The 12,334-nt window shown below is 44.6% G+C and carries 11 protein-coding genes; 10 read left to right on the top strand and 1 reads right to left on the bottom strand.

Features of this window, described 5'->3' with window-relative positions; all coding sequences use genetic code 11:
* The first annotated feature begins 2 nt into the window (after positions 1-2).
* Together AC4MRV_RS05395 and citC are read left to right on the top strand one after the other, a co-directional pair.
* Complete coding sequence (locus tag AC4MRV_RS05395) at positions 3-1,508, top strand: tripartite tricarboxylate transporter permease (protein WP_005474580.1); 1,506 nt, start codon at positions 3-5, stop codon at positions 1,506-1,508.
* Between the two features lie 191 nt (positions 1,509-1,699).
* Positions 1,700-2,797, top strand: coding sequence for a [citrate (pro-3S)-lyase] ligase (citC, locus tag AC4MRV_RS05390; RefSeq protein WP_491186399.1), 1,098 nt, complete (start codon positions 1,700-1,702; stop codon positions 2,795-2,797).
* Positions 2,798-2,839: 42 nt separating this feature from the next.
* Here citC and citX read toward each other — a convergent pair whose 3' ends face one another.
* Positions 2,840-3,325, bottom strand: a complete 486-nt coding sequence (gene citX, locus AC4MRV_RS05385) for a citrate lyase holo-[acyl-carrier protein] synthase (RefSeq protein WP_491186398.1) — start codon at positions 3,323-3,325, stop codon at positions 2,840-2,842.
* 269 nt (positions 3,326-3,594) lie between these two features.
* On the opposite strand from citX, the gene AC4MRV_RS05380 reads away from it, so the two are divergent.
* The 8 genes from AC4MRV_RS05380 (at position 3,595) to citF (ending at position 12,333) form a co-directional block, all read left to right on the top strand.
* The gene (locus tag AC4MRV_RS05380) at positions 3,595-3,849 is read left to right on the top strand and encodes an OadG family protein (RefSeq protein WP_168786380.1); all 255 of its coding nucleotides are present in this window, start codon (positions 3,595-3,597) and stop codon (positions 3,847-3,849) included.
* Between the two features lie 9 nt (positions 3,850-3,858).
* Positions 3,859-5,658, top strand: a complete 1,800-nt coding sequence (gene oadA, locus AC4MRV_RS05375; RefSeq protein ID WP_491186397.1) for a sodium-extruding oxaloacetate decarboxylase subunit alpha — start codon at positions 3,859-3,861, stop codon at positions 5,656-5,658.
* A 75-nt stretch (positions 5,659-5,733) separates the two neighbouring features.
* Positions 5,734-6,972: a sodium ion-translocating decarboxylase subunit beta gene (locus AC4MRV_RS05370; protein ID WP_491186432.1), complete on the top strand. Its 1,239-nt coding sequence runs from the start codon at positions 5,734-5,736 to the stop codon at positions 6,970-6,972.
* A gap of 102 nt (positions 6,973-7,074) precedes the next feature.
* Positions 7,075-8,712 carry an ATP-binding protein gene (locus AC4MRV_RS05365; protein ID WP_491186396.1) on the top strand — a complete coding sequence of 546 codons (1,638 nt, stop codon included), beginning with the start codon at positions 7,075-7,077 and terminating at the stop codon, positions 8,710-8,712.
* On the top strand, positions 8,709-9,395 hold the full coding sequence (locus AC4MRV_RS05360) for a response regulator (protein ID WP_491186395.1): 687 nt from the start codon (positions 8,709-8,711) through the stop codon (positions 9,393-9,395). The genes AC4MRV_RS05365 and AC4MRV_RS05360 overlap by 4 nt, the downstream gene beginning before the upstream one ends.
* Positions 9,396-9,637: 242 nt before the next feature.
* On the top strand, positions 9,638-9,940 hold the full coding sequence (citD, locus tag AC4MRV_RS05355) for a citrate lyase acyl carrier protein (protein WP_491186394.1): 303 nt from the start codon (positions 9,638-9,640) through the stop codon (positions 9,938-9,940).
* The gene (gene citE / locus AC4MRV_RS05350; RefSeq protein ID WP_491186393.1) at positions 9,937-10,815 is read left to right on the top strand and encodes a citrate (pro-3S)-lyase subunit beta; all 879 of its coding nucleotides are present in this window, start codon (positions 9,937-9,939) and stop codon (positions 10,813-10,815) included. The genes citD and citE overlap by 4 nt, the downstream gene beginning before the upstream one ends.
* 9 nt (positions 10,816-10,824) lie before the next feature.
* Positions 10,825-12,333, top strand: coding sequence for a citrate lyase subunit alpha (citF, locus tag AC4MRV_RS05345; protein WP_491186392.1), 1,509 nt, complete (start codon positions 10,825-10,827; stop codon positions 12,331-12,333).
* Position 12,334: the final 1 nt, after the last annotated feature.

Genomic DNA, 12,334 nt, shown 5'->3' with positions numbered 1-12,334 from the left:
GTATGTCTGATATTTTTGTTAACTTATTTAACGGGTTTGGTGTTGCTTTCCAGCCATATCACCTGCTTCTTGTCACCGTCGGTGGTGTGTTAGGTACCATCGTAGGTATGCTACCGGGCTTAGGCCCTGCAACTGGGGTAGCGGTATTGCTCCCAATGACATTTGCAATGGGTCCAACCGCTGCATTGATCACCATGACAGGTGTCTATATCGGCGCGATGTTTGGTGGTTCACGTAGCTCTATCTTGATCAACACTCCAGGAGATGGAGCAGCCTTGGCGGCAACGTTCGATGGCTATCCTATGGCCATGAAGGGACGTGCAGAATCGGCACTGGCTATCTCTGCGATTGCTTCTCTTATTGGCGGTATGATTGCAGCGGTATTAATGACATTACTGGCTGAGCCAGTTGCTGGATTTGCCTTGAAATTTGGTCCTGCTGAGTACTTCCTACTCATGGTTGCGGCACTTTCAATGACGGCATCCATGTCGAAAGGGAATATGCTCAAAGGCTTCCTTTCAATGGTGATTGGTCTTGCTATCGCAACGGTTGGTATTGATGCACAGACAGGTACAGAGCGTTTTACCTTTGGTAACTTGCACCTGCAAACCGGTATTGATTTCCTAGTGGTCATCATCGGTATCTACGCGATGGGTGAAGTATTCAAGAGCTTTAGTTCTTTGAGTAAGGGTACTAAGAAAGCACAAACTAAATTTAAACGTATTTGGATTGAAGGTGATGATTGGAAACGTTCTAAGTGGGCAATCTTACGCAGTGCGCCAGTAGGTTTCATCATCGGCTCTCTGCCTGGTGCAGGCGGTACAATGGCCTCTCTAATGTGTTACAACAACGAGAAGCAACTTTCTAAGCACAGTGAAGAGTTTGGTGATGGTGCAATCGAAGGTCTAGCGGCTCCAGAATCTGCGAACAACGCAGCGTCAATCGGTGCGATGATTCCAATGCTATCGTTAGGTGTACCAGGTTCAGGTACAACGGCGGTAATGATGGGAGCGCTACTGATGCTGGGTATTCAGCCTGGCCCGCTACTATTCGTTCAACACGCTGATGTTGCTTGGGGTCTAATCGCAAGTATGTTCGTTGCGAACATCATCCTAGCGGTTGTCAACATTCCTCTAGCGGGTGTCTTGGTTCGCGTATTAGCTATTCCACCTAAGGTGCTTTACCCAATCGTACTTGGCTTAGCGTTTATCGGTTGTTACGCAATCAGTAACTCAGTTATCGAGTTCTACATTCTTGTTATCTTAGGTGTAGCAGGGGTTGTGATGAAGCGTGCGAACATTCCGACCGCTCCGATGATCCTAGCAGTTATCGTGGGTGGAACCATGGAGCAGTCATTCCGTCAGGCGTTCAGAATCTCTAACCAAGACCTGTCTATCTTCGCAAGCTCTACAGTATCGCAAGTATTGATTGGTATTACTGTTCTGTCTATCGCGCTACCAATTATCGGTATGATGAAAAAGCGTAAACAAGTACAACAACCTGCTTAACGGGAACTAAGCAGTTAGGACAAAGCCAATTGATATCAATTAATTGGCTTTTTGTCTTTTTAAAGCCTCAATTTAATTAAAACGATAAACACCATTTAATTAGTTATCCTTGTGATGAGCTATGACATATCTCATCCTTTGCATAGGGTAGGAGTTTGATAATTAGATGGCTAACTTAATGAAAAAGAGCCGTGCTCATGTCGTATCGCTTCGAACAAATTCAAAGACAAAATCCTCGCAAGATGGGAGCAATAAGAGAGTTCTTAACCAAGATGGGGCTGGGAGTTGATCAAGACGTAGAGTTTTTTGTCGTCGCGTATTCGAACCATCAAATCATTGCAACAGGCGGTTTGGCTGGCAACACACTCAAATCAATAGCGGTCGATGAAAGTGTTCAAGGCCAAGGTTTGTCCACATCTCTCCTGAGCGAGTTAGTGACAATGGCTTATGACCTGGGGCGCTACAACCTGTTCATTTATACTAAACCTGATAACTATCGCTTATTTAAGCAAGCTGGTTTTTACAAGCTGGCTTCTGTGAAAAACCGTGTGATATTGCTAGAGAACAGTCGACATCGTCTAACAGATTACTGTGATGACCTACGTGCTTATAAGCGAGAAGGGGAGACAATAGGCAGCATTGTCATGAACGCGAACCCGTTCACGAATGGGCACCGATATTTAGTGGAGCACGCAGCGTCACAATGCGATTGGGTACATCTGTTTGTGGTAAAAGAAGATCGTTCGTTTTTCACTTATCAAGATAGGTTGCTGATGATTAAAGCGGGCCTGAGAGACCTTCCTAACGTCATCGTACATGAAGGCTCAGATTACATTATCTCTCGTGCGACGTTTCCAAGTTACTTCTTAAAAGACGAAGGGGTGATTAACTACTGCCATACGGCCATGGATCTACAAATCTTCCGTAGTCATATTGCTCCAGCGTTAGGCATCACGCATCGGTTTGTGGGAACTGAGCCCATCTGCGCGGTGACTCGATTCTATAACCAGCAAATGCAGCAATGGCTATCAACTCCTATTTTAGAAGATGCGACCATTACATTAAGTGAGATCCCTCGTGTTGAATGCGAGAACTTACCTGTATCGGCGTCATTGGTAAGAAACTTACTCTTTGATAACCAATGGGAGATGATTGAGAAGCTGGTACCAAGAACGACATACTTACATCTCAAGCAATTGTTTGATTTGGAAACATCCCCTTATCAAGTAAAAAGAAAAGCAATGAAGATAGTGAAAGAGGCTCAGCAACCCACGGAAGTGAGCCATTAAAAAAAGCGCTGATAACAATCAGCGCTTTTTTGTTTTTAGCCGTTAAGCGTTAATGATCTGCATAATGGCTTGTTCTATTTGATTTGGGCTATGGCGTTTCATTGCTGCACATCGTTGAGCGATATCGTCACAAATTAGGCAAGGCCTTGGGCGCATGTAAGATGAGCGGCGTGATATGGTTTTGCCTTGTCGACACATAACGTCAAAGTTAAAAAGCGCCCCGTATGGGTGAGTATGTTCGATTTCGATAACCGCCTTTTTCAGTAAGGTGCTTGAACGGATATCAACAGCAAATAGGGCTTCGTAAGTAGGTGTCGTCGCGAATTGTTGTTCGATTACCTTAACATCCATCTCTTCCATTTTTGCGAGAAAGCTATTTAACGCTGATTTAAACAACATAGGTACCCAAGCTTGATGAGTTAGGTTTGCGGGAATGTTTAAGGTGAGTGCAATCACCGGGAGTTGGTGAGTTAAGCGAATCTTGTTCTTACGCTCAGCGCGTCGTTCTAATTGAGTTACGGTATCCATTTTGTGTCCTCGTCTACGTAACATGCTCGTATTGACACGTTAGCGAAAACTCATCGATACGAATTAGAGGTAAAAAACGTTTATTGATGACGCATGAGTTTTTAATGGCGTAAATGACCTAAATCTCTAGCGGTTTGTACTGCAAAAATAATTAAATTAATTAACGCCATTAATGCACTTTATGGGGGGGGATTACGATGATGAGCCTCACGAAGTCATTTCCGACATCACTTTAGACTCATACCACTCTTTTAATATGGGTATTCATAATGAGTCAACAACCAATCATTTATGAAGGCTTCGTTCTCATGGGCTTAGGCATGGGGTTTGTCTTCTTTTTTCTCTGTTTATTAGTGGGTGCGATTCGTCTGTTAACGAAAGTTTCGTTAGCGATACTGCCACCTAAAACAGAAGCCATTACGGAATCAGTAAGTAGCGCGCCATCAGACAATAACATTGTCGCTGCGATTACTGCCGCGATTCATCATCACAACCAACTCAAAGCTAATAGTGCCAAAATCTAGGAGAACACGATGTCTGATATTAAAAAGCCGCTAGGTATTACTGATGTTGTATTACGTGACGCACACCAGTCCCTGTTCGCGACCCGTCTGCGTTTAGATGACATGTTGCCCATCGCAGAACAGTTAGACCAAATCGGTTACTGGTCACTAGAAAGTTGGGGCGGCGCGACGTTTGACTCTTGTATTCGTTTTTTAGGCGAAGATCCTTGGCTACGCTTGCGTGAGCTAAAAAAGGCGATGCCAAATACTAAGCAGCAAATGTTATTCCGTGGCCAAAATATTTTAGGTTACCGCCATTATGCCGATGATGTGGTGGATAAATTTGTTGAACGTGCCGTGCACAATGGCATGGACGTGTTCCGGCTATTTGATGCATTGAATGATCCTCGTAACTTGCAGCGCGCTATCGAAGCAGTGAAAAAGCAAGGTGCTCATGCCCAAGGGACAATTTGCTATACCACGAGCCCTGTTCACACCATGGACTCATGGGTAAACCTTGCTGAGCAATTGGTAGAGATGGGGGTTGATTCCATCGCTATCAAAGATATGGCGGGTGTAATGACACCGTATGAAGCGAGTGAATTAGTATCTACCTTAAAACAACAGCTTGACGTAGAGCTGCACCTTCACTGTCACGCGACGGCGGGTATGGCCGATATGACGTTGCTGAAAGCGATTGAAGCAGGGGTTGACCGCGTTGACACTGCGATTTCATCGATGAGTGGTACATACGGACACCCGGCAACTGAGTCTTTGGTTGCCGCGTTACAAGGGACAGAACGTGACACCGGGCTTGATATCTCTAAGCTTGAAAATATTGCTGCGTACTTCCGCGAGGTTCGCAAAAAATACCATGCTTTTGAAGGTCAATTGAAAGGTGTCGACTCACGCATCTTAGTTGCTCAAGTTCCTGGCGGAATGCTGACGAATATGGAAAGCCAGCTGAAGCAGCAAAATGCAATCGACAAAATAGACCAAGTATTAGAAGAAATCCCAAGAGTTCGTAAAGATTTGGGGTACATTCCATTGGTGACGCCAACCTCGCAGATTGTCGGCACACAAGCCGTGATCAACGTGATGATGGGCGAACGTTATAAGACGATTACTAAAGAAACGGCTGGCGTCCTTAAAGGCGAGTATGGTCAAACACCAGCGCCTGTCGATACGGCATTACAAGAACAGGTGCTCGAAGGTGCAGAAGCGATTACATGTCGCCCAGCGGATCTCATTGAGCCAGAAATTGAAGCATTAACACTGAATGTTCAAGAAAAGGCAAAAGAAAAAGGGATCTCACTGACGGAGGATGTTATCGATGATGTTCTTACCGTCGCGTTGTTTGAACAAGTGGGCTGGAAGTTCCTCGAAAACCGACACAACCCAGAAGCATTTGAACCGATACCAACAGAGCAAGCACCGGCCAAAGCTGATGACAAGAAAGTCGCTACTGAGCCAGGTGTTTATACCGTTAATGTTAACAACCAAGCGTATGTGGTGAAAGTGAATGAGGGAGCCGATCCCGAAGTGCTCGCGCAAGCTACTCTTGATACCCCCAAAGCAGCCCCTGTTACGGCAGCTCCAACCGCTCCTTCAGGTAATGCTGAAACAGTGGCTGCACCCCTTGCTGGTAACATTTGGAAAGTACACGCTAAAGCGGGCGAACAGGTAAAAGAAGGTCAGATACTACTGATTCTCGAAGCGATGAAGATGGAAACTGAAATTAAAGCTTCTCGAGATGGTGTTGTTGAGGCTGTATCTGTTAACGAAGGTGATGCCGTTCAGGTTGGCGATGCACTGCTGGCATTGGCGTAAGGTGCAGTTATGGATAGTGTAATTGCGTTAATTAAAGACTTTGGGTTTCTTCACCTTCAGTTAGGTCAAGTAGCGATGATTTTCATCGGTCTGATTCTGCTTTACTTGGCGATTGTGAAAAAGTTTGAGCCGCTACTGCTAGTGCCCATTGGTTTGGGTGGGATTCTTGCCAACTTACCTGACGCAAACTTAGCAATAAGTGGGGTTGAAGCAGCAATATACAGTGGTAAAACCGAAGTTTATCAGGTGTTAAACAGCGTCTTAAATGTTGCTGACATAAGTAAAGATAGCTTAAAGCATGCTTATGAAATGGCCACACCGATGGAGAAAGTGCAACTGAAATTGCTCGCAGAGGAGTTCAACTATACCGATGGTATGTTGTACACCTTCTACAGCGTAGCGATCGCTTCTGGTGTTGGCCCGTTAGTTATCTTTATGGGTGTAGGTGCAATGACGGACTTTGGTCCTCTGTTAGCGAACCCGAAAACTCTGCTTCTAGGAGCGGCGGCTCAATTTGGCATTTTTGCCACCGTGTTGGGCGCACTTGGCCTTAGTCAACTTGGTATTATGGACTTCAGCGTCGCTCAAGCGGCTGCGATTGGCATTATTGGTGGCGCAGATGGCCCGACGGCAATCTACGTATCGAGTATGCTGGCTCCCGAGCTATTGGGCGCAATTGCGGTAGCGGCGTATTCGTACATGGCGTTGGTTCCAATGATCCAACCGCCAATTATGAAAGCGCTAACTAATGCTGAGGAACGTAAGATCTCGATGACGCAACTTCGCAGTGTAAGCAAACTAGAAAAAGTCTGCTTTCCACTGATGCTGCTGATTTTGATTGCTATGTTGCTTCCATCAGCGACGCCTCTGCTAGGCATGTTTTGCTTCGGTAATTTAATGCGTGAATGTGGTGTGGTAGAGCGTCTGAGCGATACGGCACAAAATGGCTTGATCAATATTGTTACGATTTTCTTAGGCTTGTCAGTAGGTTCTAAGTTGATGGCGGACAAGTTCTTGCAACCACAGACCTTAGGTATTCTTGCACTTGGTATTGTCGCGTTCTGTATTGGTACAGCGACAGGTGTGTTGATGGCAAAATTAATGAATAAAGTTTGCCAAGAGAAGGTCAATCCGCTGATTGGTTCTGCAGGCGTGTCGGCAGTACCGATGGCCGCTCGTGTATCTAACAAAGTTGGTCTTGAAGCGAACAGTCAGAACTTCTTGTTAATGCATGCAATGGGGCCAAATGTGGCTGGCGTAATTGGTTCTGCTGTCGCTGCTGGCGTAATGATCAAGTATGTGATCGGAGGCTGATAAATAGGTGAAAAGGAAGATCTAGTTATCTTCCTTTTTATCATTTATGTTGGCAAACTATCGACAAATATACTTTTAAAAGTATGAGTAAAAGGAATTTTTATGAAAGCAGGTGTTATGCAACTGCTGTATAGGTTTAAAAGTGGGCTCACCTTTAGAAGTCGTGTTTTTATATTAATCTTTGGTTTGATGATCGTACAGTTGGCAATTGTAACGACTAATTTCCATAAGAGCTTGCTAGATACTTTAGAACATCAAGTTGGAACTCGAGCATTAATTCAAGCAAAAGAAATTGCTAGTGATCCAGAATTAATTCAAGAAGTCAGAATTAAAAATGTTCCTGCAATTGAAAGGCTGATTGGTAGATTACATAAAATATCAGACGCAAGCTTTATTGTTGTCGGTGATGAAAAAGGTATCCGTCTCTCTCATCCGGTTAAGGATAAAATTGGCTATCCGATGCAGGGTGGCGACAATGACGGCGTATTACAGCAAGGCCAATCATACATTTCTCTTCGTGAAGGAAGCTTAGGTTACGGAGTTCGTGGCAAAGCGCCCATTATTGACTTTGACGGCGAGATCATTGGTGTTGTTTCAGTCGGCTATCTCTTCAATCGGTTTGATCAGTGGGTTGCATTTTACGCTGAGCCTTTGTTGTTAGAGCTTTTTCTGATGTTGATCATGACGTTAGTCGGTGCATGGTACTTCTCTAATCACATCAAAAAGAAAATGAATGGCATGGAGCCTTCAGAGATAGGCTTAGCACTTCATTTGCAAAAATCGATTCTCACTTCTGTTTACGAAGGTGTTATCGCGATTGATCGTAAAGGAAAAATCCTTGCGGTTAATAAAAATGCAGCAGAAATCCTTCGAATCGAATCTTATTTTGAACAGCTCAAATCCAGCTCTATTTTAGAGTTTCTATCAAACTCGCAGTTCTTTTTCCAAACCCCATTTGATAAGAATATTAAAGACGAGATAATCGTACTTAATGGTCAAACCGTTATTGCAAATAGAGTTGCTATCTTTGATCAAGAAGAATTATTTGGTTGGGTGGTTAGTTTTAGAGCAAAAAATGATATTAATTCATTAACTGCCGAATTGACTCAGATCAAACAATATACAGATAACCTGCGTGTTATGCGTCACGAGCACGCTAATAAACTTTCCACCATTAGTGGATTAATTGAAATAGGAGAATATAACGCTGCACTTGAATTAATAAACAGCGAAAGTACCAGAAAGCAACAATTAATTGATTTTATTAGCTCCCGAATATTATTAAAGCAAGTAGCGGGTATTCTCTTAGGGAAATATGCGCGAGCTTGTGAATTAGGGTTAGAGCTAAAATTTGATCCAACGTGCCAACTAACAAAACTAAATGCTTCAATAGAGCCAAATGAGCTGTCAGCTATCATAGGGAATTTGATTGATAACGCCTTTGAAGCCACGTTGAAAAATCCTGCTAGCGAAAAAGTTGTCAATGTTTTAATCACTGATGCTGGTGACGACTTAGTGATTGAAGTCTCTGACAATGGGTGCGGTATCTCTGACGATATTGCTAGTACTATCTTTAGCCGCGGCGTGACCAGCAAAGATGATAGGGAGGGGCATGGCATCGGACTGTATTTGATTAATCGATATGTGACAAATGCAGGAGGTGTCATCCTGGTCGATGATGCTGAGCCTAAAGGAACAATTTTCTCAATATTTATTCCGAATAAAGGTAATGAAGCATGAATTTAATAGATGTCTTAATCATTGAAGATGAAGTGGGTATTGCGGAACTACACGCACAGTTCTTCCGTCAAACCCTACGATTTAACCCCATTGGTATTGCCTCTGACCTTGCCATGGCAAGGAATATGATCCGCATTCATAAGCCTAAGTTGATTATCCTAGACAATTACTTACCGGATGGACGAGGTATTGATTTACTCCGAGAAATCATAGCAGATAAAAAAGCGCCTCAACCTGATGTTATTTTGGTGACAGCCTCAAGCGAGATGGATACAGTAAAAGAAGCACTTCATTGCGGTTGTTTCGACTACCTTTTAAAACCCATTTCTTACGAAAGGCTGCAAGAAACACTTAATCGCTATTTGAAATATAACTGCGCGATTAAAGCGTTTGATACCATCAGCCAGCGTCATGTTGACGACTTGTTTAATATGCAAGCGAGAGATAAAAGCTCAAGTCGATTACCCAAAGGAATCGGAGAGCTCACTCTTGATAAGATTCACCAAGTGTTTAATGCCAATTGCGGAATTAAGTTTACTGCAGAAACGCTAGGTGATGCGGTTGGTATCAGTAAGACAACAGCTAGACGTTATTTGGAATACTGCTCTGCTAGTGGTTTTCTGTCTGTGGAAAACGAACATGGCCGCGTAGGCCGCCCAGAGCGAGTTTATATTCGCAACTAACGCCTATTAAAAGCACGTTAACGCAAACGCCTTATGCTTCTAGTGTAAGGCGTTTTTTATGCATCCAATAACCCTATAGTAATTAAGTTCATTGAAACCATAAGTCAACTTTACCCTATGGTGAAATTTGAGCGCAGTCCAGCAATATCCTTACTGGTTCACTGACAATAGGCGTAACGCAGACAGTGAATACCACTGCCGGCTAAGTCTGTTCTAATCCAAACCTATCCTAAGGATCCATTATGGAAATACTTCAGCGCTCATATGCTGGAACTTTGGAATCGAGCGATTTGCTTGTCGAAGTTTCGCCCGCTCCGGGTCGCTCTATTGAAGTTGAAATCACCAGCTCCGTAGAAAAGCAATTTGAGCCCGCCATTCGCAATGTGATCATGTCTACTCTTGAGCAAATGGGAGTGACCTCGGCCCGACTTACCATTAATGATAAAGGTGCCCTTGATTGTGTGATACGCGCTCGTGTCCAAGCTGCTGTAATGCGCGCCTCTAAAGGCGTTGATTGCCATCAACTAGTGTGGGGTGCGATATGAGTGAAACCCTAAGACGCAGCATGCTATTCGTTCCTGGTTCAAACGCAGCCATGTTGAGCACGTCATTTATCTATGACGCAGATGCAATCATGTTTGATTTGGAGGACTCTGTCTCATTGCGCGAAAAAGATACCGCGCGAATGCTTGTCTACAACGCGCTGCAACATCCTCTCTACCAAAACATTGAAACGGTCGTGCGTGTTAATGCGCTCGACTCGGATTTTGGACGTGCTGATGTGATGGCGATGGTAAAGGCGGGAGTGAATGTTATACGCCTTCCGAAAACGGATTCTCTGCAAGATGTTGTCGATATGGAAATGGTCATTGAGCATGCAGAAGTGGAGTTTGGTCGCGAGCTAGGCAGCACAAAAATGTTGGCAGCGATTGAATCGGCTATGGGGATCAACAATGCAGTGTCAATTGCCCACGCTTCGCAACGTTTGATAGGTATCGCGTTAGGTGCTGAAGATTACGTGCGAGATCTTCGGACGCAGCGAAGCCCAGAAGGTACAGAGTTATTATTCGCCCGCTGCTCCATTCTACAAGCAGCACGCTCTGCAGGAATTATGGCTTTTGATACGGTTTATTCTGATTCAGGTAACGAAGCTGGGTTCCTTAAAGAAGCTAGGCATATCCACAGTTTAGGCTTTGATGGCAAGTCACTTATTAATCCACGCCAGATAGAACTATTGCATAACGTCTTTGCGCCATCCGAAGAAGAAGTTGAGCATGCAATAGCGGTGATTGAAGTGGCTGAAGAAGCTGAACGTCAAGGCTCGGGAGTGGTATCTCTAAATGGGAAAATGGTCGACGCACCGATCATCGAAAGAGCTCGCTGGACATTAGAACGCGCAAAATCAGGAATTAAACGGTAAGGCAGTACGATGAAAGAGTTAAATATTGATGTCATTGAACGTTATCAATTGCAGCCTTATGCGGGGCCGCATTCTATAACACAGCATCTCGTTGACTGCGAGAACAGAAAAGAGCGCAAGTTGTACGCGGAGTTGAAACAAGCCATCGAAGCGAGTGAATTGAAAGATGGCATGACAGTCTCTTTCCATCACTCATTCCGAGGGGGAGATAAGACCGTTAATATGGTAATGGATTTACTGGCTGAAATGGGTTTTAAAAATCTTACTTTGGCATCCAGTTCATTGTCTGATGTCCACGCCCCCCTCGTTGAACACATCAAAAATGGCGTAGTGACAAAGATTTACACGTCTGGACTGCGTGGAGAGCTTGCAGAAGAAATCTCTCGCGGCTTGATGGAAGAGCCAATTCAAATTCATTCACATGGTGGTCGAGTTCATTTAGTTGAAAGTGGTGAGATTGATATTGATGTTGCATTTCTAGCCGTATCAACCAGTGACGAGTTTGGTAATGCTAATGCTGTCAGTGGGAGAGCTCGATGTGGTTCACTTGGCTACGCGCAAATTGACGCAAAATACGCTAAACACACCATCTTACTTACCGAGCAAATTGTCCCTTTTCCTAACCAGCCAGCTTCGATTGCGCAAGATGATGTCGATGCCATAGTTGAAGTGGCAAGTGTTGGTGACGCTTCAAAGATTGGTGGTGGGGCGACTCGGATGACCAACAACCCACGAGAGTTACTTATCGCGAGAAAAGCGGCTGAGGTGATTGAACAATCCGGGTATTTCTTTGATGGTTTCTCTATGCAAACGGGATCTGGCGGTGCGTCTCTCGCTGTTACCCGTTTTCTTGAAGAGAAAATGCAGCGGAACAACATAAAAGCAAGTTTTGCGTTAGGTGGCATCACCTCGACCATGGTTGACCTGCATGAAAAAGGCTTCATCAAAACGCTGCTGGACGTGCAGTCATTTGACGCTAACGCCGCCGACTCAATGGCACGTAACCCAGGTCATATTGAGATTTCGGCCAACCAATATGCTAACCCTGCTTCCAAAGGGGCGGCAGTGGAAAAATTGGATGTGGTGATACTCAGCGCACTCGAAATTGATACGGATTTCAACGTTAACGTCATTACAGGCTCTGATGGCGTGATACGTGGTGCGTCGGGTGGTCACAGTGACACTGCGGCTTCGGCAAACTTAACGATCATCGTTGCTCCACTTGTCCGAGGCCGCATTCCTACCGTGGTGAACTCTGTCCTTAACACGGTGACTCCAGGAAGCCAAATCGATGTCCTAGTGACAGATCATGGCGTCGCTGTTAACCCAAGTCGACCTGAAATTGCAGCGCGCTTGCAAAAGGCTGGGGTTGCGTTGATGGGCGTTGAACAGCTTCAACAACGCGCGCAATTACTGACGGGTGAGCCTAGAGCAATTCGCTACAAAGAGAACATTGTTGGCGTTATACGTTACCGCGATGGTTCAGTAATCGACGTGATTAAGCAAGTAAAGGATTAGT

This window comes from Vibrio sp., from assembly GCF_984391705.1.
Note: the sequence above shows the minus strand (reverse complement) of the source record. Positions and strands in the feature narration are given on the sequence as shown.